The organism is Rhizobium sp. Leaf311 (assembly GCF_001423445.1).
Taxonomy (GTDB): Bacteria; Pseudomonadota; Alphaproteobacteria; order Rhizobiales; family Rhizobiaceae; genus Agrobacterium.
The window spans coordinates 338732-365171 of the sequence record NZ_LMNZ01000020.1 but is presented as its reverse complement, the minus strand read 5'-3'; the positions used below and the strand labels follow the sequence as shown (position 1 = coordinate 365171).

At 56.4% G+C, this 26440-nt stretch carries 21 protein-coding genes and 1 pseudogene; 11 read left to right on the top strand and 11 right to left on the bottom strand.

Annotation, left to right across the window (positions count from 1 at the left end; all coding sequences use genetic code 11):
* The gene (locus ASF69_RS18565; protein WP_062589908.1) at positions 1 to 354 is read right to left on the bottom strand and encodes a cupin domain-containing protein; all 354 of its coding nucleotides are present in this window, start codon (positions 352 to 354) and stop codon (positions 1 to 3) included.
* A gap of 107 nt (positions 355 to 461) precedes the next feature.
* On the bottom strand, positions 462 to 1751 hold the full coding sequence (gene gltA, locus ASF69_RS18560; RefSeq protein ID WP_062589675.1) for a citrate synthase: 1290 nt from the start codon (positions 1749 to 1751) through the stop codon (positions 462 to 464).
* Between the two features lie 261 nt (positions 1752 to 2012).
* Between gltA and ASF69_RS18555 the strand changes: the two genes are divergently transcribed.
* Complete coding sequence (locus ASF69_RS18555) at positions 2013 to 4496, top strand: ComEC/Rec2 family competence protein (protein WP_244475516.1); 2484 nt, start codon at positions 2013 to 2015, stop codon at positions 4494 to 4496.
* Positions 4497 to 4519: 23 nt separating this feature from the next.
* Here ASF69_RS18555 and ASF69_RS18550 read toward each other — a convergent pair.
* Together ASF69_RS18550 and lexA are read right to left on the bottom strand one after the other, a co-directional pair.
* A pseudogene (locus ASF69_RS18550) lies at positions 4520 to 5206 on the bottom strand (glutathione S-transferase family protein).
* Positions 5207 to 5599: 393 nt separating this feature from the next.
* Positions 5600 to 6316, bottom strand: coding sequence for a transcriptional repressor LexA (lexA, locus tag ASF69_RS18545; RefSeq protein WP_062589674.1), 717 nt, complete (start codon positions 6314 to 6316; stop codon positions 5600 to 5602).
* Positions 6317 to 6513: 197 nt separating this feature from the next.
* Here lexA and ASF69_RS18540 point away from each other — a divergent pair, with 197 nt between their 5' ends.
* The 3 genes from ASF69_RS18540 (at position 6514) to eno (ending at position 9736) form a co-directional block, all read left to right on the top strand.
* Positions 6514 to 7386: a VOC family protein gene (locus ASF69_RS18540; RefSeq protein WP_062589673.1), complete on the top strand. Its 873-nt coding sequence runs from the start codon at positions 6514 to 6516 to the stop codon at positions 7384 to 7386.
* Between the two features lie 2 nt (positions 7387 to 7388).
* Positions 7389 to 8237, top strand: coding sequence for a 3-deoxy-8-phosphooctulonate synthase (kdsA, locus tag ASF69_RS18535; RefSeq protein WP_062589672.1), 849 nt, complete (start codon positions 7389 to 7391; stop codon positions 8235 to 8237).
* A 224-nt stretch (positions 8238 to 8461) separates the two neighbouring features.
* Positions 8462 to 9736 carry a phosphopyruvate hydratase gene (eno, locus tag ASF69_RS18530; RefSeq protein WP_062589671.1) on the top strand — a complete coding sequence of 425 codons (1275 nt, stop codon included), beginning with the start codon at positions 8462 to 8464 and terminating at the stop codon, positions 9734 to 9736.
* Between the two features lie 46 nt (positions 9737 to 9782).
* Here the strand turns inward: eno and ASF69_RS18525 are convergent, their stop codons facing one another.
* Positions 9783 to 10844: a LacI family transcriptional regulator gene (locus ASF69_RS18525; protein WP_062589906.1), complete on the bottom strand. Its 1062-nt coding sequence runs from the start codon at positions 10842 to 10844 to the stop codon at positions 9783 to 9785.
* A 361-nt stretch (positions 10845 to 11205) separates the two neighbouring features.
* Here ASF69_RS18525 and ASF69_RS18520 point away from each other — a divergent pair, with 361 nt between their 5' ends.
* From ASF69_RS18520 to ASF69_RS18510, 3 genes are all read left to right on the top strand, one after another.
* The gene (locus tag ASF69_RS18520) at positions 11206 to 13662 is read left to right on the top strand and encodes a glycoside hydrolase family 2 protein (RefSeq protein WP_062589670.1); all 2457 of its coding nucleotides are present in this window, start codon (positions 11206 to 11208) and stop codon (positions 13660 to 13662) included.
* A 90-nt stretch (positions 13663 to 13752) separates the two neighbouring features.
* On the top strand, positions 13753 to 14784 hold the full coding sequence (gene mgrA, locus ASF69_RS18515) for an L-glyceraldehyde 3-phosphate reductase (protein ID WP_062589669.1): 1032 nt from the start codon (positions 13753 to 13755) through the stop codon (positions 14782 to 14784).
* A 178-nt stretch (positions 14785 to 14962) separates the two neighbouring features.
* Entirely contained in the window at positions 14963 to 15292 is a 330-nt protein-coding gene (locus ASF69_RS18510; RefSeq protein WP_062589668.1) for an RcnB family protein, read from the top strand.
* A gap of 116 nt (positions 15293 to 15408) precedes the next feature.
* On the opposite strand, the gene zigA is transcribed toward ASF69_RS18510, so the two are convergent.
* Positions 15409 to 16614 (bottom strand): zinc metallochaperone GTPase ZigA, encoded by a 1206-nt coding sequence (gene zigA, locus ASF69_RS18505; protein ID WP_062589905.1) that lies wholly within the window; start codon positions 16612 to 16614, stop codon positions 15409 to 15411.
* Positions 16615 to 16697: 83 nt separating this feature from the next.
* Positions 16698 to 17702 carry a zinc ABC transporter substrate-binding protein ZnuA gene (gene znuA / locus ASF69_RS18500; protein ID WP_062589667.1) on the bottom strand — a complete coding sequence of 335 codons (1005 nt, stop codon included), beginning with the start codon at positions 17700 to 17702 and terminating at the stop codon, positions 16698 to 16700.
* 103 nt (positions 17703 to 17805) lie between these two features.
* On the opposite strand from znuA, the gene znuC reads away from it, so the two are divergent.
* From znuC to zur, 3 genes are read left to right on the top strand one after another with little or no spacing between them, the layout of a single operon-like run.
* Positions 17806 to 18717, top strand: coding sequence for a zinc ABC transporter ATP-binding protein ZnuC (gene znuC, locus ASF69_RS18495; RefSeq protein WP_062589666.1), 912 nt, complete (start codon positions 17806 to 17808; stop codon positions 18715 to 18717).
* Positions 18710 to 19528 (top strand): zinc ABC transporter permease subunit ZnuB, encoded by an 819-nt coding sequence (znuB, locus tag ASF69_RS18490; protein ID WP_062589904.1) that lies wholly within the window; start codon positions 18710 to 18712, stop codon positions 19526 to 19528. The genes znuC and znuB overlap by 8 nt, the downstream gene beginning before the upstream one ends.
* Positions 19525 to 19929 (top strand): zinc uptake transcriptional repressor Zur, encoded by a 405-nt coding sequence (gene zur / locus ASF69_RS18485; RefSeq protein WP_062589665.1) that lies wholly within the window; start codon positions 19525 to 19527, stop codon positions 19927 to 19929. The genes znuB and zur overlap by 4 nt, the downstream gene beginning before the upstream one ends.
* 6 nt (positions 19930 to 19935) lie before the next feature.
* On the opposite strand, the gene ASF69_RS18480 is transcribed toward zur, so the two are convergent.
* Positions 19936 to 20463, bottom strand: coding sequence for a gamma carbonic anhydrase family protein (locus ASF69_RS18480; RefSeq protein WP_062589664.1), 528 nt, complete (start codon positions 20461 to 20463; stop codon positions 19936 to 19938).
* Between the two features lie 13 nt (positions 20464 to 20476).
* Positions 20477 to 21166 (bottom strand): fumarylacetoacetate hydrolase family protein, encoded by a 690-nt coding sequence (locus tag ASF69_RS18475; protein WP_062589663.1) that lies wholly within the window; start codon positions 21164 to 21166, stop codon positions 20477 to 20479.
* Positions 21167 to 21305: 139 nt separating this feature from the next.
* Here ASF69_RS18475 and dusA point away from each other — a divergent pair, with 139 nt between their 5' ends.
* Positions 21306 to 22319, top strand: a complete 1014-nt coding sequence (dusA, locus tag ASF69_RS18470) for a tRNA dihydrouridine(20/20a) synthase DusA (protein WP_062589662.1) — start codon at positions 21306 to 21308, stop codon at positions 22317 to 22319.
* Positions 22320 to 22542: 223 nt separating this feature from the next.
* Here the strand turns inward: dusA and ASF69_RS18465 are convergent, their stop codons facing one another.
* Together ASF69_RS18465 and uvrA are read right to left on the bottom strand one after the other, a co-directional pair.
* Positions 22543 to 23343, bottom strand: coding sequence for a DUF72 domain-containing protein (locus ASF69_RS18465; RefSeq protein ID WP_062589903.1), 801 nt, complete (start codon positions 23341 to 23343; stop codon positions 22543 to 22545).
* 38 nt (positions 23344 to 23381) lie between these two features.
* Positions 23382 to 26303, bottom strand: a complete 2922-nt coding sequence (uvrA, locus tag ASF69_RS18460; protein ID WP_062589661.1) for an excinuclease ABC subunit UvrA — start codon at positions 26301 to 26303, stop codon at positions 23382 to 23384.
* Positions 26304 to 26440: the final 137 nt, after the last annotated feature.

Below are 26440 nucleotides of genomic sequence, written 5' to 3'. Positions count from 1 at the left end.
TTAGTCCAGATTTTCCTGGATGAAAACGTCGCTGACATGGATATCGAGCGTTTCTAACGGTCCAGGCCCTAGGTTGACATATTTGTGGGGAATATTTGCAGGCCCGAACAGGACCTGTCCGGCCGAGGCGCGGATTTCCTGATCTCCAATTGTAAAGAGTGCATTGCCCTGCCGCATGATGAAGATTTCATCATAAGGGTGTTTGTGCAGTCCCGTGCCTTTGCCCACTTCATTCACCGTGTAGAACATGACGGAAGCGTTCGTTCCGAAGGTGCGCCCTTCAAACTCTCCTTGCCAGAAATCGTCGCCTTCGCTCCAGACTGACCTGTCCAGCATAGTTATAGGCTTTTTCATCATCTTTCCTCCCAACTCACGTCTTTCCGAGGATGGCAAGGCAGCAAATGGCAATCAATAAAAAAGCCGGGTGTTGACCCGGCTTTTTTCGTTCTTTGTTTATAAGCTTAACGCTTGGAGACTGGTGTATAGTCGCGCTTTGCAGCACCGGTGTAGAGCTGGCGTGGGCGGCCGATGCGCTGCTGCGGGTCTTCGATCATTTCGTTCCACTGTGCGATCCAGCCGACGGTGCGGGCGAGAGCGAAGAGAACGGTGAACATGGTTGTGGGGAAGCCGAGCGCCTTCAGCGTAATGCCAGAATAGAAGTCGACATTCGGGTAGAGCTTCTTTTCGACGAAATAAGGGTCTGAAAGCGCGATCTTTTCCAGCTCCAGGGCAACCTGCATGATTGGATCGTCCTGGTTGCCAGTGGCTTCCAGCACTTCGTACATGGTCTTCTGCATGATCTTGGCGCGCGGATCGTAGTTCTTGTACACGCGGTGGCCAAAGCCCATCAGACGGAACGGATCGTTCTTGTCCTTGGCGCGGGCAATGTACTCAGGAATGCGGTCAACGGAGCCGATTTCATTGAGCATGTTGAGCGCAGCTTCGTTAGCACCGCCGTGGGCAGGTCCCCAGAGGCAGGCGATACCGGCTGCGATACATGCGAACGGGTTAGCACCCGAAGAGCCTGCAAGACGAACAGTCGAGGTCGACGCGTTCTGCTCATGGTCGGCATGGAGGATGAAGATGCGGTCCATTGCGCGGGCCAGTACCGGATCGACCTTGTAGTCTTCGCAGGGTACGGCAAAGCACATGTTGAGGAAGTTGGATGCGTAATCCAGATCGTTCTTCGGGTAAACGAATGGCTGGCCGATGTGGTACTTATAGGCCATGGCGGCAATCGTCGGCATCTTGGCGATCATACGCAGCGAAGCGACCATGCGCTGATGCGGATCGGTGATGTCGGTGGAGTCGTGATAGAAAGCAGACAGCGCGCCGACTGTACCGCACATGACGGCCATCGGGTGAGCGTCGCGGCGATAGCCGGTGAAGAAGCGGCTCATCTGCTCATGCACCATGGTGTGGCGCGTAACGCGTGTGTCGAAATCCTTCTTCTGTGCGGTTGTTGGCAGTTCGCCGTAGAGCAGCAGATAGCAGGTTTCAAGGAAGTCGCCCTGTTCGGCCAGCTGTTCGATAGGGTAGCCGCGGTGCAGCAAAACGCCTTCGTCGCCGTCGATGTAGGTGATCTTGGATTCGCACGATGCAGTTGATGTAAAGCCGGGATCGTAGGTAAAGGTGCCGGTGTGCTTGTAAAGCGTTCCGATATCAACGACCTTGGGACCGATCGTGCCTTCTCGTACAGGAAGATCGACTTTGGTGTCGCCGAGGGTCACTGTCGCGCTATTTTCCGTCATACCATACCTCCGAAATATGCAGGCGATGCGGGGTGACGCATCAGCCAGTTAAGCGTCAGCGATTTAGCTATATGATCCTTGCGACAAAGCCAAGCTATCGAACGAGCAAATTGTGCATTGCGACACGGCAATATCCCAAAATGAAGCATTTCTACGGCAAAGTGTTTCACTCTAGGTCAATGCTTCCTTAATCGCGCAAGATGTTGCAATATGCCTTCCAGGGTTGCAAACTAGAACCCTTGCGGCAAGGGGCGCCGGGGGTTGAACCAGAGAGAAGAGAACAAGCTTTTCCGTAACCGGGAAACGGACTTCGTTGCGCAAACGGAGCTCGATGCCTTGCTATTGCCGCTGCATGTCTCGCGAGGCGCACTGGTGGGGCAGGGGCCGGTCACTCCCCAAAAGGACAGTTTGCAGACCAGGTTTAAACATTGGTATTTGCGGTGCATCGAAGAGGAACGCGCATATCGCGGAGGATTTCTTTTCGTCCCCGTTCTTATTGCCGCTGGCGCCGCATTCTGGTTCTGCCTGCCAGCCACGCCACCGTCTCTGCCGCTGTTGATCGCAACTCTTTGCGTCATGATATCAGCTGCCGCCCTTTACCATAGGCCGGGTGCCACCTCCATTTTTCTGAAAACCGTTGCACTGCTTCTGCTGGGCATGGTCCTTGCCGATTGGGACACCCAGCGCAGCGCCACAATCATTCTCGATACGCCCGTCACGACACTGGTCAAAGGCACGGTCGAGCGGCGTGAACTGGACGCGCGCGGAAACTGGCGCTACGTCTTGGCACTGACATCGACGTCAAACCCCACCCTGTCTCGTCCGCCCGCTCGAGTGTCACTCGTGGCCCGAAGCCGCCATCAGGCGGCTGAAATCGGCGAAACAATTACGGGCACGGCGCGCCTCTCGCCACCATCCGGTCCCGCCTTGCCAGGGCTGAATGATTTTGCCTTCGCCTCATTCTTCGAGGGAATCGGCGCAACTGGGTTTTTCTATGGGCCGCCGCAACGCGTCAGCGCAGATCCATCTGCGGTGCCTGCATCGGGCCCAGCCAAGATTGCGGGAGAATGGCTTTATGAATTACGCAGCGATATCGCCCAGCGCATTCGGTACCTCATACCGGGTGATGCGGGAGCGTTTGCGGCGTCCATCGTAACCGATGAGCGGCGGGCGATCTCGGGCGAGACCATGGAGGCACTGCGGGTTTCAGGCCTCGCTCATATCGTCGCAATCTCCGGACTGAACATGGCGCTGGCTGCCGGCATTTTCTTTGTCGGAATGCGCACGGTGTTCAGCGTCTTTCCGGGATTTTCCCAACGCTGGCCGGTCAAGAAGATATCCGCCTTTGCGGCACTTCTCATGACGTTTGCCTATTACCTTATATCCGGCTTTGCCGTTTCAGCGGAAAGAGCATGGTTGATGATGTCGATCATGCTGATTGCGGTTCTGGTCGACCGGCCGTCCATCAGCCTTCGAAATGTGGCGCTCTCCGCTTTGATAATCGTGGTGCTTTCCCCGCACGAGGTGATGGGGCCAAGTTTCCAGATGTCCTTCGCCGCGACGCTCGCGCTCGTTTCCGCCTACTCCTTTTGGAGCCGGTGGCGAAACAAGGAGGACAGCCTCTCGATAACCAATCCCCCATGGTGGCTGACGCTGACAACGAAATCGGCGGCGGTTGTCGGAGGCGTCGCTTTGACATCCTTTATCGGCGGCCTTTCGACTGCGGTCTACTCGATTGAACATTTCCACCGCATCACAACCTATGGCCTTGCCGCGAACCTTGCTGCAATGCCGGTCATGTCGCTTATTGTCATGCCGTTCGGGCTCGCTGGAATGCTGCTCATGCCTTTCGGCCTGGATGGCCCATTCCTGAAGATAATGGGCTATGGCATGGAGATTGTCATCGAGATTGCCAAGACGGTCTCGAGCTGGGGTGGGGACGCAACCATCGGCCGGCAACATCCCTGGTTTCTCACCATTTCAACCATTGGATTTCTGCTTCTTTCGCTCCTTCGAACACGACTGGCACTGATTGGCGTGCCATTCATCGCGGCAGGGCTCATTATGCTTGGAACCGAGCGCTGTAGTACGAAGCCCGACCTGTTGATTTTCGAGGACGGTTCGCTCATTGCGCTTTTATCCAATGACGCGGTTGCGACGACCAAGGCCCGCGCGTCGGGCTTCATCTATGATCAATGGGAGAGGGCGGTCCCACTGACGATGGAGCATGTTGCTCCGCATCTGCTGGACACGGCGAGGCAGGCGGATGGAGACACCCAGGAGCTTGAAAGCCAGCCGGCTTCCCGCTCCCGGCTAAGCGAGGTGGACAAAACCCAGGCGCTGGCTGAAATGAAGACGGCGCTTGCAGGCACGCAACGCTTTACATGCCGCAAGGATCTGTGGTGCGCGTTGAAATCCCAAAAAGGCGTTAGCATTGCGGTCCTATCCAACTCATTATTGACGGGAGCCGCCTGTGATCTCGCTGACATAGTGGTGACAAGCCGGGGAGTGCCGTTTCCAGCCTGCCGATCAGGTGCGCTGCTTATTACAGGCGATACGTTGCGGCGCACCGGCTCGATGGAAATCTGGTTTGGCGGGGAGGGATCCCCCCGCTACAGCGCCAAAGCGGCATTGGACGGCATCGAGCGACCGTGGACCGCTCACCGCAGCTACCAGTGGCGCAGCAAGACCTATGACGCCACCTTGCCAGAGCATATCGCTGCATTGCTTTCCGCCGAGCGATGAAACCTGTGAACGACACCCGCCGCTTACGAATTCCCTGACATACGAAGATCCGCCAATATCTCTCCGACTGCCTTCGCCTCTTCCTCATGATCGCCGTCGCGCCATGTCTCCAGAAGCGCCGCCTCTTGCCACTCCTGCATTGCAGGCAGTGAGAGAAGACGGTCCCTGTACTCCGTGGACTCCGCAGAAAGCACTGTTCCGTATGTCTGAAAGCGGAAAGCGACCGGGCAGAAGAATGCATCCACGGCCGTGAACGTGCTACCCGCCAGGAATGGGCCACCAAAGGACTTCAGACCCTGCTACCAGAGAGCGTCGATACGCGCGATGTCCTGTTGCAGCGATCCGCTGATGGAAGCTGGGCGAATGCGAAGGCCGACACTCATGGGATGCTCGTTGCGCAGCGCCTGGAAACCCGAGTGCATTTCCGCAGCTGCTGATCGAGACCACGCGCGAGCGGCAGCATTGTCTGCCCAAACACCGCTATTTCTTTCAGCCAGATATTCCGCAATGGCGAGCGAATCCCATACGGTGAAATCACCATCAACAAGGCAGGGAACTTTGGCAGTGGGCGAAAAGGTTGAGAAGTCCTTCGCTGAATTGCCGAAAGGAAAAAGGCTTTCTTTGAAACCGATGTCCAGCGTCCGCATCAACACCCATGGACGCAACGACCAAGAGGAGTAATTCTTGTTGGCTATATAAAGATCGTACATATGGCTGCCCTCCGTTACGAACTCCCGTGCTAGCTGAGACGAGCCTTTTGATACAGACCGTTTTGAAGATAGGCCTCTTCAAATTATTTGATGTGTCATGCAGGAGGGTGCGCGACGCTGGACAGCACGATTGCCAGCCAGTCGACTGCGAGAATGGCTAAACCGGTAAGAGCAATGCCCAGCTTCAGGCTCGCGACGTGACGAACGTCCACACGCAAACTAAAACTAGTGAGCCAGCTACATATAGAGGCGCAAAAAGCGGCGCTTCTGGTGTCCAAGACCTGTTGATATCGGACAGGAGTTCAATGTCCGCAAATGTTTTCTCTAGACAGGCATTGCAAAGGGCAGCGGCCGAGGGCGACCGCCACCTCTAGACATAGGAAAAGTCACCGGTCAGTGATAGCGGCGAATAAGGCCGACGAGCTTGCCCTGAATTTTGACGCGGTCCGGTCCAAAAATCCGGGTCTCATAGGCAGGGTTCGCTGCCTCAAGCGCAATTGACGCGCCCTTGCGACGAAAGCGCTTCAATGTCGCTTCTTCGTCATCCACCAATGCAACGATGATATCTCCCGGATTTGCCGTGCTGACATCGCGGATAATGACCGTGTCGCCATCGAAAATGCCGGCTTCGATCATCGAATCGCCTTTGACTTCAAGCGCGTAATGTTCGCCCGCACCAATCATGTCGATTGGCACAACAACGTCATGTGTGTTGTTCTGAATGGCCGAAATGGGAACACCCGCGGCGATACGGCCCATGACAGGGACGCTGACCGAGTTCGAATCATTCGACGCGACGGGCAGGGCTGCTGGTTCAGCCGGTTTGGTTTTGCCGAGGCTACCTTCGATGACGCTCGGCGAGAAGCCACGTTGAGGCTTGCTAGCAGGCGTATAGGACTCAGGCAGCTTGATGACTTCAAGCGCACGCGCCCGATTCGGTAGCCGACGAATAAAGCCGCGCTCTTCGAGCGCTGTGATCAGGCGGTGGATTCCTGATTTCGATGCCAGATCAAGTGCGTCCTTCATCTCATCGAAGGAAGGCGGCACGCCAGACTCTTTCATTCTCTCATGAATGAACAGTAGCAATTCCTGCTGTTTGCGCGTGAGCATGGAGTAACACCCTTAGAGATTCGAGGCGAAGATTCGCGAAACAAATACAGAACGAACACTATATGTTCCATATGTGTTCTGCAATCCCTTAAAAATCAGTGTGCTTGTGACAATTTACATCCATTATCTCGCCCGGCCATAAAACGTTCGGCTTGCAACAGTGGAATGCCCATGCCGACGAAGCGGAAGGACCCCTCATGGCGCGTGAAATCGATCATATCGTAATGCCCGTTGCAGACCTCGGACAAGCACGGGCGCGTCTCTCGGCGCTGGGCTTTACGGTTGCTGCAGATGCAAGGCACCCCTTCGGCACCGAGAATGCCTGCGTCTTTCTCGAAGACGGGCAGTATCTCGAACCCCTGGCAATCGGAGACGCCGCGCAATATTCCAGGGCTTGCGCAGAAGGCAACGCCTTTGTTCGACGCGATGAAGTCTTTCGAAAGCGATACGGGCAGCAGGGGTTTTCCGCAGTCGCCGGAAAAACGCACGACGCAGATGCTGATCATCATAGCTTCGTTGAGGCTGGACTTTCCGGCGGCGACGCATTTTCGTTCAGTCGACCGGTAACATTGCCGGACGGAAGCCGATCTGAAGCGAGCTTTCGCCTGGCTTTTGCGGCAGAAAAGGATGACGGAAATCTGTTCTTCTTCACCTGTGAGCGCGTCAACGCTTTTTCCGCAAAACGGTCCGACCTCACAGCTCACAAAAATGGAGCGACTGGCCTGCGCGAAATAACCCTGCGCTCAGACCGACCGGACGCCTTTGCGCCATTGGTGGAAGCAGCATTTGGTGTGTCGGCAGCAGCCGACTCAACGGGAAACCTCAGCTTTCTTACGCCGGGCGCGGTCATCCGCATCGCCCATGCGCAGACGGTTGCAGAAGAGTTTGATGGGGCCGAGCAAGAGAGCATCCCTGGCCTTTTCGGCGCCGCAGTCTCATTTGCTGTCGCTGATCTCGCCGTGACAGAGTCGTTTCTTGCTGCTAATGGCGTGGAATACACGCGCAAAGGCTCTCGACTGCTGGTTCAGCGAGCGCCCGGTCAAGGCGCGATATTTGCCTTCGAGGAGTGAAGATGAGCGTCCAGAACAATCTTAATGTGGTCGTCGGTGAAGGTGCCGGTCAGGTTACGTTCAGCAACACTAAGCGGTTCTCGCTCATTGCCGGGCCATGCCAGATGGAAAGCCGCGACCATGCCTTCATGATTGCGGAAACGATGGCGGAGCTGTGCGGAAGGCTCGGCATCGGGCTGGTCTACAAATCATCTTTCGACAAGGCAAACCGCACATCACTATCCGGCCAGCGCGGCATCGGCATCGACAAGGCGCTCGAAGTTTTTGCAGAACTCAAGGCGCAGTTCGGTTTTCCGGTGCTCACGGATATTCACACCGAAGAGCAATGCGGCATCGTGTCACCGGTTGTCGACATCCTGCAAATCCCGGCATTTCTCAGCCGCCAGACGGATCTTCTCGTTGCGGCAGCAAAGACTGGCCGGGTCGTCAACGTGAAGAAGGGTCAGTTCCTGGCGCCGTGGGACATGAAAAACGTTCTGGCGAAGCTCAATGACAGCGGCAATCCGAACGTCCTTCTGTGCGAACGCGGAGCATCCTTTGGTTACAACACGCTTGTGTCGGACATGCGTTCGCTTCCGATCATGGCATCGCTTGGCGCGCCTGTCGTCTTCGATGCGACTCATTCCGTGCAGCAGCCGGGCGGGCAGGGTGGCTCAAGCGGCGGCCAGCGGGAGTTTGTCGAAACGCTGGCTAGGGCGGCTATCGCTGTCGGTGTTGCCGGTCTTTTCGTTGAAACGCACGAAGATCCAGACAACGCGCCGTCTGACGGGCCAAACATGGTGCACCTGAAAGACATGCCAAAGCTTTTGGAAAAGCTGCTGGCTTTCGATGACATTGCCAAGGCAGCCTGACGGCTTTTGGCCTTAATCGATTTTTATGAAAAGTCGGCCTCTGGAGACGTGGGCCATCATTGTAAATTCTTGTGCGTCGTCTAACAGCGGCAGAAGAATTCAAATTGAGTCGCTAACCAGTCGCTCTGTTTATCGCTCACCTGTCGGAAAAGCGCTTCACAGTCTTCGGGATGCGCTCTAAGACAGGCAGCGGAAAATCCTGTTCCAGTCCCAAGGGAGAGATCATGACAGCCATTACCGATATCATCGCACGCGAGATTCTCGACAGCCGCGGCAATCCTACCGTTGAAGTCGATGTCTATCTGGAAGACGGCTCTTTCGGTCGTGCGGCAGTTCCATCGGGCGCATCGACAGGCGCGCACGAAGCCGTAGAACTGCGTGATGGCGGCAAGCGCTATCTCGGTAAGGGCGTTGAAAAGGCCGTCGAAGCCGTCAATACGGAAATCTTCGACGCGCTGGGCGGTTTCGACGCAGAAAGCCAGATCCACATCGACCAGACGCTGATTGCGCTCGATGGCACACCGAACAAGTCCCGCCTCGGCGCCAACGCCATTCTCGGCGTTTCGCTGGCCGTTGCCAAAGCTGCTGCCGAAACAACCGGTCTGCCGCTTTATCGTTATGTCGGTGGCCCGAACGCCCATCTTCTGCCAGTACCGATGATGAACATCATCAACGGCGGCGCACACGCCGATAACCCGATCGACTTCCAGGAATTCATGATCATGCCGGTTGGCGCGGAAAGCATCCGTGACGCCGTTCGCATCGGTGCTGAAATCTTCCACGTTCTCAAAAAGGAACTGGCAGCACAGGGCCACAACACCAATGTGGGTGACGAAGGCGGTTTCGCTCCTGGACTCAAGAGCGCACCGGAAGCCCTCGACTTCATCATGAAGTCCGTCGAAAAAGCCGGTTACAAGCCAGGCGACGATGTGGCGCTTGCGCTGGACTGCGCATCCACCGAGTTCTTCAAGAACGGCAAGTATGAGATGGAAGGCGAGGGCCGCACGCTCGAGCCGGAAGCCATGGCGGACTACCTCGCTGAACTGGCTGGCAGATATCCGATCATCTCCATCGAAGACGGCATGGCCGAAGACGACTGGGACGGCTGGAAGTACCTCACCGACAAGATCGGCTCCAAGGTTCAGCTCGTCGGCGACGACCTTTTCGTAACGAACTCCGCACGTCTGCGCGATGGCATCAAGATGGGCGTTGCAAACTCCATCCTCGTCAAGGTCAACCAGATCGGCTCGCTGACGGAAACGCTGGATGCCGTCGAAACCGCCCACAAGGCAGGCTACACGGCGGTCATGTCTCACCGCTCCGGCGAAACAGAAGATTCGACGATTGCGGATCTGTCGGTTGCGACAAATTGCGGACAGATCAAGACGGGCTCGCTTTCCCGCTCTGACCGCCTGGCCAAGTACAACCAGTTGATCCGCATCGAAGAAATGCTGGGTCCGCAGGCTGCCTATGCCGGACGTTCGATCCTGCGCGGCTGATAGCTGATCATTAGATTGGAAAGGCCAGCGGTGACGCTGGCCTTTTTTATTTGCCGAACTTCGGCGCGCGGAAGGACCATACCGGTTGGCTGAGGCTTTGCAGAACCGTCGGTGACTTTCCTTCGATTCGGCCCAGTAGCGCCTTGGCGAGTTCACGCCCGGCAAGCTTTATGTCTTCATTCATCGTGTGGATTTCCGGGCGCAACCAGTTCAGGAAGTCGGCCGATTGTTTGGATACCAAGTCGATATCCTTGCCGATGCTCTTGCCCGCCTCTTCCACCCCGGCAACAAAGGCAATGGTCGATGTACCGCTGATCGACACCAAACCATCCGGAAAATCGCTGCCGCTCATCAGCGCCCGGCTGATTTCCTTGATCTGGTCCAGCGGCGTATCATTGCTGATGATACCGTTCAGTGGAAATTCCGTGAGGCCAAATTCCCGCAGACCACGGTCGAAGCCTCGACGTGCAAAGTCGTGATAAGAAAACTGCCTTGCCGGCAAAAGCACCGCGATGTGCTTGCGTCCGCACTGTGCCAGACGCTTCACCGCCTCGTAGGTGTAGGCCTCGTTGTCGAAGTCATGATAGGGATGCTCGATGCCCATGTCGGTGCGCCCGTGGGCGGCAAACGGCATATTCCGCTCCGTCATGAAACGAACGCGTGGATCGTCCGGCTGCATTTTTGAAATGATCACACCATCCGCCGATCCGGTATCGAGGATGTAGCGGATCGGAATCATTGGATCTTTGGCATGGGTGTGTGGCGTCACCACAAGATGATACTGCGTAGCGGACAGAACCTCCGTGATTCCGAACACCATCTGCGTGGTAAAACCCATCAGCTCTTCATCGACACTGAGAACGAGCGCGATGACATTGGTCTTGCCTGTTCGCAGACGAACACCGGCGCGGTTGGGCTGATACCCGATCTGCTGCGCAACCTGTCTCACACGCTCTTTGGTGTCGGCGCCGATATCCGGAGCGTCCTTCAAGGCACGAGACACGGTGGTGATTCCGAGCCCTGTCATATAGGCGATGGTTTTTAGGGTAGGGCGCTCATAGCCTGCCAGTGGCTGGCCGCTCGTTCCGGAATTCATGCCATCGTTCATTTCGACACTCACAAAAATATCATTTCTTATGGTAGATCGCTTTTTCGTCGATGCAAAGTGCCGAGCAGCCATCCTGCGGCCCCCTCTCATCGTTTTACCGCAACGATGCAGATTTGCCCCTTGGACTCGATGTCATATCTGCGCTGCGAAAAACTTGGCTCAATTGCCCTCATCTGCCGCAACAAACACAGCTTTCCGGTGTTAGGCGCTCAGTGTGTTGACACTGGCACGTGACCCGCGCCGCCATTTCCGGTAACGTTGCCGTTGGGAAGGTGAATGGAAAGATCGGGAAACGGTGGAAGATTTGCCGCAGTTTAATGATCAAACAATCACCTGAGGAAACGGAACTGTAGGGCAGGACATGACAGCATCATTTGCGAACGAAACGTTCACAGACCTTCGCGGCGAGTGGACGCTCACTTCCGTTGAAGGTGACCACAGCACGACCATCGAAATCCCAGGAGACGTCCACACGGCGCTTCGTCAGGCGGGTATCATCCCAGACCCATATTTCGGGCGCAATGAGATCGACGTTCAGTGGGTGGCGCATCGGGATTGGATTATCGAACGCCATTTCCATATCGATGATGCTGACGCCGAGTGGTATCTCGACGTCGAATATCTCGACACCGTTGCCGTTATTTTCGTAAACGACGTGCCTGTGCTGTCTGCGGACAGTTGCTTTCGTCGTTACCGGCCTGATGTTTCCAAGGCGCTTCAGCCGGGAGACAACTCCATCCGCATCCACTTCCATTCCAGCATCAAGGCCGGCGCGGACAGGCAGGCAGCCCAGCCGTTCTACGTTCCCTATCACCCCGGAAACTCTCCCATCCCGCATGGTAATATGCTGCGCAAGCCGCAATGCCATTTCGGCTGGGACTGGAACATCGCCATTGCTCCGCTTGGCCTATATGGAAACATCGCGCTGAGGCGGCTCGACACGGCACGCATTGAGCATGTCTCCACCTCGCAGCACCACCTGGACGGCGGCGTGGAACTGCACGTCGAGGTCACGCTTCATGCCGCCTATGCTGCAAGCGTTCCCGTCCATCTTTCGCTGGATGGAGAAAGGTTGAGACTTGATTGCGGGCTTAACGCCGGCGAAACGGTCTTGCGGCATGTGTTCTTCGTTGAGAAACCGAACTTGTGGTGGCCAGCCGGAAGCGGTGAACAATCGCTCTCTACGCTGACGGTCGAACTTCCTGACGAGATCGTCACCAAGCAGATCGGCTTTCGAACCATTGAACTTCTGACCGACAAGGATGAGGCGGGCAGTCGGTTTGCATTTCGCGTCAATGGGCGGGAAATCTTCTGCCGCGGCGCAAACTGGATACCTGCCGATGCGCTGCATTCGCTTTCCAGCCGGGAAAAGACTGAGGATCTTCTGTCTTCGGCTGTTGAAGCCCACATGAACATGATCCGGGTCTGGGGAGGCGGTTTTTACGAAGCGGACTGGTTCTACGATCTCTGCGACCGACTGGGTCTGATGGTCTGGCAGGATTTCATGTTTGCCTGCAATCTGTACCCTTGCACGGACGATTTTCTGGATAATGTCGAGCATGAGGTTTCCTATCAGGTTAAACGCCTGTCTTCGCATCCATCTATCGCCCTGTGGTGTGGAGACAATGAGCTTGTCGGTGCCTTGAACTGGTTCGAGGAGTCCCGAAACAACCGAGACCGCTACCTCGTCGCTTATGATCGGCTGAACCGGACGATCGAAAATGCCCTGAAGGCTGCCGCTCCAAGCGCCCTCTGGTGGCCCTCAAGCCCGGCCTCCGGATATCTGGATTATGGAGATGCATGGCACGCAGATGGCTCCGGCGACATGCACTATTGGTCTGTCTGGCACGAGAACAAATCATTCGACAACTATCGTAGCGTCAAACCACGCTTTTGCTCCGAATTCGGTTTTCAGTCCTACACCTCCATGCCTGTCATCAAGACATATGCGGACGAGAAGGACATGAACATTTCTTCGCCCGTCATCGAGCTGCACCAGAAAAATGCCGGTGGTAACGAGCGGATTGCGGGCACCATGTTCCGCTATTTCCGCTTTCCCAAAGACTTCGAGAGTTTCGTGTACATCAGCCAGGTGCAGCAGGCGCTGGCCATAAAGACCGCCGTTGAATACTGGCGCTCGCTCAAGCCGCACTGCATGGGAACGCTTTACTGGCAGCTGAACGACACATGGCCTGTGGCCTCATGGTCAAGCCTCGACTATGGCGGCAGCTGGAAGGCACTTCATTATGCCGCGCGCCGCTTTTTCCAGCCGGTCACGGTTTCAGCCATTCCCAGCGGGGAGGGCAGCACCGTGCGGTTCGCGATGGTCAACGACATGGCAGAGGAGGTGGATATCGACATGAACATCTTCGCACTGTCCACCGATGGTACACGCACACCGTTGAAGTCCGCCAGTGGCACCTGCGGCCCGGATGCGGCAACCGACATGACGGAAATCGACCTTTCCCAGCTTGCGGAGGGCACCCTGCTATCGTGGAATTTCATAGCCTCGAACGGCATGACCGGCGAGGGGCATCACGTGCTGGAAACGTACAAGGCGCTTGAGCTGCAGCCATCCGGCCTGGAACAACACGTCAAGGCATTGTCAGACGGGCAGTTCGAGATCGAGATATCGGCAAGAGGGCTCGCTCTGTTTGTCATGATCGAGGCGGATATTCCCGGGCGTTACTCGGATAATCTTTTCGATCTGGCGGCCGGCGAAACACGACGCATCGTATTTTCGGCGCGAGACAAGGATTTCCCCTTGCACCCCACATTCAAAATCTTCGATCTCTTCTCGTCTCAGTCGCAAGGTTGAACAAGGCGGGATATCTCAATAGGGTCTACCGACAACACATCGACCGCCGTCGCATTCGCCGACGGCACAATCCACACTGGGAGGAACAAGATGGCCTGGCAACCGGCTGAAAACCGTTACGCGTCCATGAAGTACAATCACTGCGGAACATCGGGCCTGAAGCTTCCGGCAATATCGCTGGGCCTCTGGCACAATTTCGGCAACGACTTCTCACACAAGACGAAGCAGGACATCTGCCGCAAGGCGTTTGATCTGGGTATCACTCATTTCGATCTCGCCAACAACTACGGACCACCTCCGGGCAGCGCAGAGACCGCTTTCGGCGAGATATTGCGGACGGATTTTGCAGGCTATCGCGATGAACTCGTGATTTCCTCCAAGGCCGGTTACAACATGTGGCCCGGTCCGTATGGCGAATGGGGTAGCCGCAAATACCTGATCTCATCCTGCGACCAGAGCCTCAAGCGCATGGGCCTGGACTACGTGGACATCTTCTATTCCCACAGGTTTGATCCCGACACGCCGCTGGAAGAAACCTGCGGCGCGCTTGACCACATTGTCCGCTCCGGCCGAGCGCTCTATGTTGGCATCTCTTCCTACAATTCACAGCGCACACGCGAGGCTGCCGCCATTCTCAAGGCACTCGGCACGCCCTGCATCATTCACCAGCCAAGCTATTCGATGATCAACCGCTGGATCGAAGAAGACGGATTGGTCGATACGCTGGAAGAGCTCGGTATTGGCTCAATCGTTTTCTCACCGCTCGCGCAGGGCATGTTGACCACGAAGTATCTGGGCGGTGTGCCGGAAGCCAGCCGCGCCAGCCAGGGCAAGTCGCTGAACCCCGCGTTCCTCAATGAACGCAACATCGAAAACATCAGGGGCCTGAATGCAATCGCGGAACGGCGCGGGCAGACGCTTGCGCAGATGGCAATTGCATGGGTTCTGCGCGGCGGACGCATCACCACCGCACTGATAGGCGCAAGCCGCCCAGAGCAGGTGGAAGATTGCGTGAAAGCGCTGGAAAAGCCAGATTTCACGGCAGAGGAACTGGTGGAAATCGACCGCTTCGCCAAGGATGCCGACATCAATCTCTGGGCAAAATCTGCCGAGCTCAAGTGATCAAAACCTGGCCGCCTTGACTTTCGGGGCGGCTATTTTGCCGGATGAAATCTGATCATAAACTTTAAGTGATGCGCCTAAGCGCAAGCGAACATTACTGATTTTTAATATGCGGTTCACTTTCCATTCATTGTCGTGACGATAGGTTCTAGTCATCACTTCAGGAAAGGACATACCGATGAAAAAGTTTCTATCCGTTCTTCTCGCTGCCACAGTGCTGGTCGCTCCCATGGCACAGGCACAGGGCCGCCATGACGACCGCCCCGGCCGTCATGTTACGGTTGAGAAAACAATCACCAAGAAAAAGGTGATCGTGAATAAACATCGTTGGGATCGCGGCCAGCGCCTATCTGCGAAAGAGCGTCGTCACTTTATAGATCGGCGTGATTACCGTCGCCATAACCTGAGAGAACCGCGTCGCGGCGAGCGTTGGGTCCGCGTTGATAATCAGTATCTTCTGATCAATGCCGTAAGCGGTCTCATTATCGGCCTTTCCTCCGCGCGTTAAACCACCATTCGACATATCCTGTGGCCGTGGATCAACTCCATGGCCACAGTCGTTTTCACGGGCGATGTCGTCGGTGATGGCTTCACACCGGAACTTAGATTGCGTTCTCTGGTTCCTCATGCCGCCCGTCGCCCCCAGTCCGGGAAGGGATCTTCCAGTGAGCGCCAGGCCTTCGGGGTAAAGGCGGATGCTTCAAGCAGGCAAGCGTCCAGTGCGGCGCGAATATCCGCCTCGCGCATTGGATCAGCGCCGATAAAGACAATCTCCTGCCGACGATCTCCCCAGACCTCATCCATGTAAGGCGCCAACATGCGCTCGAACCCAGGGTCCTCCGGCCAGTGTTGCTTCGGGACGGATGACCACCAAAGCCCCATCTTGCCGGTCTTGACCAAGGCTCCGGCCTGGCTGATCTCACCCACATGGTCCGGCCGCGTTGCAATCCAGAAAAACCCCTTGGCACGTATCACGCCGGGCCAATCGCGATTGATGAAGGCGTTGAAGCGGGCGGGATCGAACGGACGTTTGGCGCGGTATACGAAGGAGCTGATGCCATATTCCTCGGTTTCCGGCACATGGTCCTTGAAACCGTGCAACTCCTTGAACCAGAGAGGATGGGTCTCGGCCTTGGCGAAATCGAAAAGCCCGGTGCCGAGAACAGCCTTGGTTTCGACCTTTCCAAAATCCGCTTCGATAAGCCGCGCGTCTGGATTAAGCGCAGCAATGATCTTGCGCGCCGCGTCCTGCTGTTCATCCGTCGCAGCGGAGACCTTGTTCAGAATGACGATATCGGCAAACTCGATCTGCTCGACCAGAAGATCGACCAGCGTCCTCTCATCACCTTCGCCTGCCGTTTCACCGCGATCCGAAAGAAAATCCGTGGATCCGTAGTCTTTGAGCAGATTGGCGCAATCGACAACCGTCACCATCGTATCCAGCCGCGCGACGTCGGAGAGGCTATGGCCGTTCTCATCCCGAAAGTCGAATGTTGCGGCGACGGGGAGGGGTTCTGCAATTCCGGTGGACTCGATCAGCAGATAGTCGAACCTGTCCTGCTCTGCCAGCTGGCGAACTTCATTGAGAAGATCATCCCGCAACGTGCAACAGATGCAGCCGTTGGTCATTTCGACAAGCTGTTCCTGCGTTCTGGATAGATTGGCACCGCCATCCCTGACCAACGCCGCATCGATATTCACTTCACTCATGTCGTTGACGATGACTGCCACCCTCAGGCCATCCCGATTGCTCAGAATATGGTTGAGGACGGTCGTTTTTCCGGCGCCCAAAAAACCCGACAAAACTGTGACTGGGAGTTTCCGCATCACATTGCGCTCCAAATATGTTATACCATTACATTTGCGTTGAAAATGAAAGGCGGCACAGGCCACCCTTCATCATCGTCCGAACCTTAAGAAAGGCAGTTCTTTAGTGAGGTCGCGACACCGCGCATCAGCTGGAAATAGAGATCTGGGCCCGCCTCAAGCGTTGCAGCTTCCGGATCGAGCGTACCAGATTTCGCCTTCGTCCCCTCAATGACAACATTGACGAGCTTGGGCTCGAACTGGGGTTCTGCAAATACGCAGGTCGCATTCAGTTCCTGAACCTTGGCATGGATCTTCTTGATGCGGTCTGCGCCGGGTGGGTTCTCAGGGCTGACGGTGATCGAACCGGCTGTCTTAACGCCATAGCGGTGCTCGAAATACTGATAGGCATCATGGAAGACAATGAACGGCTTGTCCTTGATGGGGCCAACCGTTTCCTTGATCTCCTTATCCAGGGAATCCAGATTTTCGACCAGCTTCTTGGTGTTGTCCTGATAGGACTTCGCGTTGGCCGGATCTGCCGTCATCAAGGTCTTTTCGATTTCGATAGCCATGGCCTTTGCATTGGCGGGATCGAGCCACAGATGCATATCAAATTCGCCTTCGTCATGGTCGTGACCTCCAGCGTGCTCATGCTCATGTTCGTGCTTGTGTTCGCCCTTGTGGCCTTCGCCGTCCTTGGCTTCTTCCGCGTGATCATGGTCTCCATGTTCGCCGTGGTCATGAGCCTCGAAAGGTCCGCCTTCACGGAAGGGCAGCTTTTCGATGCCGCTCGCATTGTCCAGTTCCACAACCGTCGCCTTGCCAGCCAGCGAGTGCAGGGGCTTTTCCAGAAATTTTTCAAGGCCATCACCAACCCAGAAAACGACATCTGCATTTTCAATTGCCCGCGCATTGGAAGGCTTGAGGCTATAGGTGTGAGGAGACGCGCCGCCATCGACAATCAATTGCGGATCGGCCACGCCCTGCATGATTGCGGCCACAAGCGAATGGATCGGCTTGATCGACACAACGACGTTCGGGGCTGCCATGGCATTCGATGATGCGATTGCTGCGGCAGAAGCCAGAAGAAGCGTAGCGATAGTTTTCATGCGGTATGCTCCACTTGAGAAAGTATGTTATGTTATTACATATGTTGCGTAACGCTATAACGTATGCGATAGCCATAGGCAACACCGACAATTGGAAAAACAAATGCTTTATTCAGCGCCCGCACGTGATGGGCATCTCGTCTCTCTTTCCAATGCGGGCATTCGCCGCAATGGCCGTTGGCTGGTGCGTGGCGTGGAATTTTCTGTCAGCCGCGGCGAAATCGTGACGCTGATCGGACCCAACGGTTCCGGCAAATCCACCAGCGCGAAAATGGCAACGGGCGTGCTGAAACCGGACGAGGGCCGAGTTTCGCAAATTCCCGGGCTCAAGGTGGGTTACGTACCGCAGAAGCTCTCTGTCGACTGGACGATGCCTTTGACTGTCCGAAGATTGATGACGCTGACCGGTGCGCTGCCGCCGCGCGAAATCGATGCCGCACTTGATGCCACCGGCATCACTCACCTTGCCAAGGCAGAAGTACAGCATCTGTCCGGCGGCGAGTTTCAGCGCGCGCTGCTGGCCCGCGCCATCGCCCGCAAGCCGGATCTTCTCGTTCTCGATGAACCGGTCCAGGGCGTCGATTTCTCAGGTGAAATTGCGCTTTATGATCTGATCAAGACGATCCGCAATTCAACGGGCTGCGGCATTCTGCTGATCTCGCACGATCTGCATGTGGTGATGGCCGAGACCGACACGGTCATCTGCCTGAACGGCAATATTTGTTGCCGCGGAACACCGCAGGCTGTCAGCCAGAGCCCGGAATATATGAAGCTCTTCGGTGGAGCGGGCGCGCGGGGCCTTGCGGTCTATAGCCATCACCATGACCACACCCATTTGCCGGACGGTCGCGTGCAGCACGCGGATGGCTCGGTCACAGATCACTGCCATCCAGACGACGGTCACCATCACGACCCACATGGGCACGATGGCGATGAGATGGATGGTTGCGGCTGTGGTCATCACGATCACACTCATGATCACGGCCACCATGCCCACGGAGCCAAGCATGTTTGACGATTTCTTCGTAAGAGCGATGGTGGCCGGAATAGGCGTGGCGCTCATGGCTGGCCCGCTGGGCTGTTTCGTCGTCTGGCGGCGCATGGCCTATTTCGGCGATACGATGGCCCATTCGGCGCTGCTCGGTGTCGCGCTATCACTGCTGTTTCAATTGAACCTGATCATCAGCGTTTTTCTGGTCGCAACGGTCGTGTCCTTGCTTCTGCTCTTCCTGCAGCGTCGTCAGGCCCTGTCGGCAGATGCCCTGCTTGGCATTCTCTCGCATTCTGCGCTGGCCTTCGGCCTTGTCATCGTGGCTTTCATGACCTGGGTCCGCATCGACCTCGTGGCATTTCTCTTCGGCGATATTCTCGCCGTTACGCCTGCGGACATTTACCTCATCTGGGGCGGCGGCGTGGTGGTGCTGGTTGCGATTGCCTTGCTTTGGAAGCCCTTGCTCGCGTCAACCGTCAATGCGGAACTGGCGGAAGCCGAGGGAATGCGCCCCGAGCGTTCCAAATTGTTGTTCATGCTGCTGATGGCACTTGTCATTGCCATTGCCATGAAGATTGTCGGCATAATGCTCATCACGTCGCTGCTCATCATTCCGGCGGCCACGGCGCGCCGCTTTTCGGCAACGCCGGAAATCATGGCTGTGCTAGCGTCGCTTATTGGCGCACTTGCCGTCGCAGGCGGGCTAATGGGCTCGCTGCATTACGATACGCCGTCCGGTCCATCCATCGTCGTCGCCGCCGTTATGCTTTTCATCGTGAGTCTTTTGCCTTCGCCCAAGCTTGGACGCAGCGCAGAGCAAGGAGGTCGTCCATGACAACTCAAAATCTCACCAAGAACCAGTCCCTCGTTTACGATGCCCTCACGAGATCGCAGGCGCCGCTTAGTGCCTATGTCATACTCGACAAGCTGCGAGATGCCGGTTTTCGTGCGCCGCTGCAGGTTTACAGGGCGTTGGAAAAGCTGATCGAGTTCGGCCTCGTCCACCGGCTGGAAAGCCTCAACGCATTTGTTGCCTGCTCACACACGCAGACGGATTGCTGCACGCATCACCACGGCACGGTCGCCTTCGCAATCTGCAATGCCTGTGGTCAGGTCACGGAGTTTCACGATCACCAGATCGACCATCGCCTGGGCGATTGGGTCAAGAACCAGAAATTCAAGGCAGAGAAGACGACAATCGAGATCAGAGGTCTCTGCGAGGCCTGCGCCGCCTGACCATAGTCAGACAGGCTGCAGGTCTTTCGCAAAGCGTTGCCAGTTGCGGATATAGCTCTGCGCAGACGCCTTCAACGCCTCTACCGCTTTATCATCCAGTGTGCGTATGGCCCGCGCGGGCGACCCGACGATCAGCGAATTATCAGGAAATTCCTTTCCTTCGGTGATCAGCGCATTGGCACCCACTAGACAATTTTTGCCGATTTTTGCGCCGTTCAGCACCGTGGCGCCCATGCCGATCAAGGAGTTGTCGCCAATGGTGCAGCCATGGATGATCGCATGGTGGCCGATCGTGCAGCCTTCTCCGATCGTCGCTGGAAAGCCGAGATCGGAATGGATCATCACACCATCCTGAATGTTGCTGCCACGGCCCACCGTGATGGGCTCGTTATCACCGCGCAAGGTGGCACCAAACCAGACGCCGACATCCTCACCAAGGATAACAGAACCGATGACATTGGCATCGGGCGCTACCCAGAAACGATCCGGGGCAGGGGTCTGCGGCACCCTTTCAGCAAGGCAGTAAATCGGCATCTCGCACTTCCTCTCACGCAACCCTTACGGACAGGGTGCCAACACCTTCGACCCCGCAATCGATGCGATCGCCGCGCACGATTGGTCCGACGCCCGCAGGTGTACCTGTCATGATGACATCACCAGCGGCAAGCGTGAACATCTTGGAAAGTTCGGCGATGATTTCAGCGGTCTTCCAGATCATCTGGGCCAGATCGCCGGTTTGTTTGCGCTCGCCATTCACATCAAGCCAGACAGCGCCTTTCGCCGGGTGACCGATTTTCGATGCCGGGACGATCGGTGACACAGGGGCCGAAAATTCGAACGCCTTTGCGCTTTCCCAGGATCGCCCCATCTTCTTGAGCGCATCCTGCATATCGCGCCGCGTCATATCGATCCCGACCGCGTAACCCCAGACGTGATCGAGGGCGTCGTCAAGGGAGATATCGGAGCCGCCGCTTTTCAGCGCGACCACGCATTCAACCTCGTAATGCACATTGGCAGACAAGGCCGGGTAGGGGAAATCCTTGCCAGCAGGCAGAAGGTTGTCGGGGTTTTTCTGGAAAAAGAACGGCGGCTCGCGGGAGGGATCGTGGCCCATCTCGATTGCATGATCGGCATAATTGCGGCCAACGCAATAGACGCGCCGAACAGGAAATGTTTCGGCAGTACCCTCCACCGGCAGCAAAGTTGTCGGCGGAACGGGAATAACGGTCGCAGTCATAGGCGTGGCTCCTCATTTTCAGGCCCTGTTTGTCCCGCGATTCTGCCCCGATTTCCAGTTTAAAATCCCGCCCCTTTGAAAACTGGCTTTATGAGCAACATTGGGTTAGAAGCCCACGCAAGAAAAGGTTTCTCGATCCATGTATGAAAAAGCACTCGCCAACGGAAGCAAGATCTTCGCAGTCGCCCCGATGATCGACTGGACGGATACGCATTGCCGTTTTCTCCATCGGCAGCTTTCCGCCCACGCGCTTCTCTATACGGAGATGATCGTAGCGGATGCGATCATTCATGGTCAGAGAGAGAGGCTGCTTAGTTACCACGCTGAAGAACATCCCGTGGCGTTGCAGCTCGGCGGATCGGACCCGGCCAAGCTTGCCGAGGCCGTAAGAATTGCAGCTGATTATGGATATGACGAAATCAACCTCAATGTCGGCTGCCCTTCTGACCGGGTGCAATCCGGTACCTTCGGCGCTTGCCTCATGCGGGAGCCCGAGACTGTTGCACGATGCGTGGAAGCCATGAACGCAGTGGCGGCAGTGCCTGTGACGGTAAAATGCCGCATCGGCGTAGATGATCAGGAGCCGGAGACCGTGTTGCCGGATTTCATTGGCCAAGTTGTTTCGGCAGGCGCGCAGGCGATCTGGATCCATGCCCGCAAGGCTTGGCTGCAGGGACTATCCCCCAAAGAAAACCGCGATATCCCACCATTGGACTACAGCCTTGCCTACCGAATGAAGGAGGATCATCCCGATGTCTTCATTGGAATTAATGGAGGAATTACCGATCTCGATCAGGCCGATGACCATCTGAAACATATGGATGGCGTGATGGTTGGCCGTGCGGCTTACCACAACACATCCATTCTCGCCGATGTCGACAGCCGGATATACGGCGAAACGGCGGTTGAACCGGACTGGCTCGGCGTACGGGACAAGATGATGGCCTATGCCGAAAATTATGTCGCCAAGGGCGGCCGCCTGAACCACGTTACCCGCCATATGGTTGGGTTGTTCCAAGGACTGCCTGGCGCCCGCCGGTTCCGTCAAATTCTCTCGAGCGACGCTACGCGCCCGGGCGCAGGGCCGGAGGTCATCGCGGCAGCTTTCGCCGCCGTCAATTTCGAAAACTCACCAGAGACTGTCGCAGTCTGAACGTCTTTACAGGGCTGAGACTGGCCGATCTAGACTGCGAATTGTTTCAAACAACCGATATCTGCTTCCCGCAGCCGAGACCGCACCGCACAGACGCAACACGACCAGACTGTCACGCATGAGACCATCTGCGGTGTTTCGCAGCACCACCGCGCGCGTCGGCTCCGACTGGAGGATTACATCGCAAGCGACGTCATATCGGTTCTCCGTTGAACCGGTTCACTCAGACCATGCTCTGCAACAACTGGGCACCCCGCGGTGCATTGACCTTGCCACCGCTGATGAAGAAGGCGAAAACATCGCGGGCCCTCTTCTCAATCTTCCTCTCAGGTGCAATCAAAGGCAGATCGTCGGGGACGCCACCTTTCGCATAGGTTTCGAGACGCTTGCTCCACGCCTCAACATCCTTTTGCGGGTAGCAAGTCTCGATATCATCCTCGCCTTTTTGCAGACGGCAATAGACGAAATCTGCCGTTACATCCGGCAGCATTGGATAGTCGTGGTGATCCGCGCAGACAACAGCGACCTTGTGACGCGCAAGAAGCTCTAAGAATTCAGGCACTTGGAAACTCGGGTTCCGAACCTCCACGACGTGCTGAAGCGTTAGCCCATCCTGTTTTTCCGGCAAGAGTTCGAGAAAGGCCGAGAAATCATCCGGCTCGAATTTCTTCGTTGGAGCAAACTGCCACAAGATAGGCCCGAGGTGGTCGCCAAGCTCCGTCAGCCCTTGCGTCAGAAATTTGGCGACGGATTCCCCCGCTTCCGCAAGCACTTTGCGGTTCGTAACAAAGCGGCTGGCTTTAAGCGAGAATATGAATCCATCAGGGACTTCGGATGCCCATTTCGCAAATGTTGCAGGCTTCTGGCTTCCGTAATAGGTGCCGTTCACTTCAATCGCCGCAAGCTGACTGCTGGCATGTTCGAGCTGACGCCTCTTGGGAAGCTTGTCGGGATAGAACGTGCCCTCCCAGGGCTCAAAGGTCCAACCGCCGATGCCGGTCCGGATCGTGCCTGCTTTGCTCATCTCATTCCCCATCCCTTAGCAATGACCTGCGTCCAGTCTCACTCAGCCGCCTGAACCTTCTTGTCCGGACGACGCTCCAGCAACTCCTTGAGGAATTGGCCGGTATAGGAACGCTTTTCCTTGACGATCTGCTCCGGCGTACCCGTCGCGACGATTTCGCCACCACCCGTTCCGCCTTCGGGACCGATATCGATCACCCAGTCTGCCGTCTTGATGACTTCGAGATTATGCTCAATGACGACAACCGAATTGCCCTGATTTACCAGCTCATGCAGCATTTCAAGCAGCTTGTTCACGTCGTGGAAGTGAAGGCCTGTCGTGGGCTCATCGAGAATATAGAGCGTCCGACCGGTTGAGCGCTTCGACAATTCCTTGGCAAGCTTGACGCGCTGGGCCTCGCCGCCCGAAAGCGTATTGGCCTGCTGCCCGACCTTGATGTAGCCGAGACCAACGTCGAACAGCGACTGCAACTTGTCGCGAACGGCGGGAACGGCAGAGAAGAACTCGACCCCTTCCTCAACCGTCATATCCAGCACGTCGGCGATCGACTTGCTCTTGAATGTGACATCCAGCGTCTCGCGGTTGTAGCGCTTCCCATGGCAAACGTCGCAGGTCACATAGACATCCGGCAAGAAGTGCATCTCGATCTTGATGACGCCATCGCCTTGACAGGCTTCGCAACGGCCACCCTTGACGTTGAAAGAGAAGCGACCGGGCGCGTAGCCTCTTGCCTTGGCTTCCGGCAACCCCGCAAACCAGTCGCGAATAGGCGTGAATGCGCCAGTGTAAGTCGCAGGGTTGGAACGGGGAGTACGACCGATCGGTGACTGGTCGATATCGATGACCTTATCGATGAATTCAAAGCCGTCGATCCGATCATGGTCTGCCGGTATCTCGCGCGCACCCATGACGCGGCGCGCTGCCGATTTGTAAAGCGTTTCGATGAGGAACGTAGACTTGCCGCCGCCCGATACGCCGGTAACGGCTGTGAAAACACCAAGCGGGACTGACGCGGTTACGTTCTTGAGATTGTTACCCCGAGCACCGACGACCTTGATTTCCTTGCCCTTCTTCGCCTTGCGGCGCTCGCTTGGCACGGCGACACCCAGCTCACCGGAAAGGTATTTGCCTGTGAGCGACTTGGGGTTCGCCATCACCTCCTGCGGCGTCCCCTCGGCAATGACCTCACCGCCGTGAATGCCGGCAGCCGGGCCAATATCGACAACGTAATCAGCCGTCAGAATGGCGTCTTCATCATGTTCCACCACGATAACCGTATTGCCGATGTCTCGAAGGTGCTTCAGCGTATCAAGCAGCCGGGCATTGTCACGCTGGTGGAGGCCAATGGACGGTTCGTCCAAGACATAGAGAACGCCAGTCAGGCCCGAGCCGATCTGAGACGCCAGACGAATACGCTGGCTTTCGCCGCCAGATAACGTCCCGGAATTTCGCGAAAGGCTGAGATAATCCAGTCCGACATCATTGAGGAAGCGGAGGCGTTCACGGATTTCCTTGAGGATACGAACAGCAATTTCATTCTGTTTTGCGTTAAGGGACTCAGGCAACGCCTCGAACCAGTCACGCGCGATCCGGATCGACATTTCCGTAACCTGACCGATATGCAGCGTGTTGATCTTGACTGCAAGAGCCTCGGGCTTGAGGCGATAACCGTCACAGGCGGGGCAGGGTGCCGCCGACATGTAACGCTCGATCTCCTCACGTGCCCAGGCGCTGTCGGTTTCCTTCCAGCGACGTTCCAGATTGGGAACGATGCCCTCGAAGTTCTTCACCGTCTTGTATGACCGCGCGCCATCCTGATACTCGAATTCTATCTTGTCATCTGTGCCGTGCAGGATAGCCTTCTTCGCGGCGTCCGAGAGGTCGTTCCAGCGGCTCGAGAGCTTGAAGCCGAAGGCTTTGCCAAGCGCTTCCAGCGTCTGGTTATAATAGGGCGACGATGATTTTGCCCAAGGCGCGACTGCGCCATCTTTGAGCGTGCGTGCAGGCTCCGGCACGATGAGCGCCACATCGACCTTCTGCTGGGAACCAAGCCCGTCACAGGTCGGGCAGGCACCGAATGGATTGTTGAAGGAAAACAGCCGCGGCTCGATTTCCGGAATGGTGAAACCGGAAACGGGGCAGGCGAATTTTTCGGAAAACAGCACCCGCTCGTGTGTCTCGTTCAGCGATTTGTTAGCGGAGCCGCCGGCCGATGTTTCCCCGGCAGGCAGGGGCTTGTCGGCAAATTCCGCGACGGCGAGGCCATCTGCCAGTTTCAAACAGGTCTCGAGGCTGTCGGCCAGACGCGCTGCCATATCCGGTCGCACGACTGCGCGGTCGACGACGACATCGATATCGTGCTTGTATTTCTTGTCGAGAGCGGGAACATCGGCAATTTCGTAGAATTGCCCGTCTACCTTGACGCGCTGGAAGCCTTTCTTCATCAGCTCCGCCAGCTCTTTCTTGTACTCACCCTTCCGGCCACGCACCATGGGCGCGAGAATGTAAAGGCGTGTCCCTTCCTCAAAGGCGAGGATGCGATCTACCATCTGGCTGATGGTCTGGCTTTCGATCGGCAACCCCGTCGCGGGCGAATAGGGAACGCCGACGCGCGCGAAGAGCAGGCGCATATAATCGTAGATTTCGGTAACCGTGCCCACCGTCGAGCGTGGGTTGCGCGACGTCGTTTTCTGCTCGATGGAAATCGCCGGGGAAAGACCTTCGATCTGGTCAACGTCCGGCTTCTGCATCATCTCCAGAAACTGCCGCGCATAGGCAGAGAGACTTTCCACATATCGCCGCTGGCCCTCAGCATAGATCGTATCGAACGCAAGCGACGACTTTCCCGAGCCGGACAGCCCCGTCATGACGATAAGCTTGTTGCGTGGCAAATCCAGATCGATACCCTTGAGATTGTGCTCGCGGGCGCCGCGGATCGAAATCGTCTTTAATTCACTCATGAGGAGGCTCGGAATTACTCGTTGGGAGGCGTTGGGCTCTTATGTAATGACGGTGAACGGCGTGTCGAGGTATATCGCGCTTTTCTTGTCTGCATTTCGCTGCGCTTGACTCATCAATCGGTGTTTAATAGAACAAA

Excerpts from the sequence above, each read along its gene's own strand:
- ASF69_RS18565 (WP_062589908.1), bottom strand. The coding sequence starts at position 354 with ATGAAAAAGCCTATAACTATGCTGGACAGGTCAGTCTGGAGCGAAGGC.
- gltA (WP_062589675.1), bottom strand. The coding sequence starts at position 1,751 with ATGACGGAAAATAGCGCGACAGTGACCCTCGGCGACACCAAAGTCGAT.
- lexA (WP_062589674.1), bottom strand. The coding sequence starts at position 6,316 with ATGCTCACGCGCAAACAGCAGGAATTGCTACTGTTCATTCATGAGAGA.
- ASF69_RS18540 (WP_062589673.1), top strand. The coding sequence starts at position 6,514 with ATGGCGCGTGAAATCGATCATATCGTAATGCCCGTTGCAGACCTCGGA.
- kdsA (WP_062589672.1), top strand. The coding sequence starts at position 7,389 with ATGAGCGTCCAGAACAATCTTAATGTGGTCGTCGGTGAAGGTGCCGGT.
- eno (WP_062589671.1), top strand. The coding sequence starts at position 8,462 with ATGACAGCCATTACCGATATCATCGCACGCGAGATTCTCGACAGCCGC.
- ASF69_RS18525 (WP_062589906.1), bottom strand. The coding sequence starts at position 10,844 with ATGAACGATGGCATGAATTCCGGAACGAGCGGCCAGCCACTGGCAGGC.
- ASF69_RS18520 (WP_062589670.1), top strand. The coding sequence starts at position 11,206 with ATGACAGCATCATTTGCGAACGAAACGTTCACAGACCTTCGCGGCGAG.
- mgrA (WP_062589669.1), top strand. The coding sequence starts at position 13,753 with ATGGCCTGGCAACCGGCTGAAAACCGTTACGCGTCCATGAAGTACAAT.
- ASF69_RS18510 (WP_062589668.1), top strand. The coding sequence starts at position 14,963 with ATGAAAAAGTTTCTATCCGTTCTTCTCGCTGCCACAGTGCTGGTCGCT.
- znuA (WP_062589667.1), bottom strand. The coding sequence starts at position 17,702 with ATGAAAACTATCGCTACGCTTCTTCTGGCTTCTGCCGCAGCAATCGCA.
- znuC (WP_062589666.1), top strand. The coding sequence starts at position 17,806 with ATGCTTTATTCAGCGCCCGCACGTGATGGGCATCTCGTCTCTCTTTCC.
- znuB (WP_062589904.1), top strand. The coding sequence starts at position 18,710 with ATGTTTGACGATTTCTTCGTAAGAGCGATGGTGGCCGGAATAGGCGTG.
- zur (WP_062589665.1), top strand. The coding sequence starts at position 19,525 with ATGACAACTCAAAATCTCACCAAGAACCAGTCCCTCGTTTACGATGCC.
- ASF69_RS18480 (WP_062589664.1), bottom strand. The coding sequence starts at position 20,463 with ATGCCGATTTACTGCCTTGCTGAAAGGGTGCCGCAGACCCCTGCCCCG.
- ASF69_RS18475 (WP_062589663.1), bottom strand. The coding sequence starts at position 21,166 with ATGACTGCGACCGTTATTCCCGTTCCGCCGACAACTTTGCTGCCGGTG.
- dusA (WP_062589662.1), top strand. The coding sequence starts at position 21,306 with ATGTATGAAAAAGCACTCGCCAACGGAAGCAAGATCTTCGCAGTCGCC.
- ASF69_RS18465 (WP_062589903.1), bottom strand. The coding sequence starts at position 23,343 with ATGAGCAAAGCAGGCACGATCCGGACCGGCATCGGCGGTTGGACCTTT.
- uvrA (WP_062589661.1), bottom strand. The coding sequence starts at position 26,303 with ATGAGTGAATTAAAGACGATTTCGATCCGCGGCGCCCGCGAGCACAAT.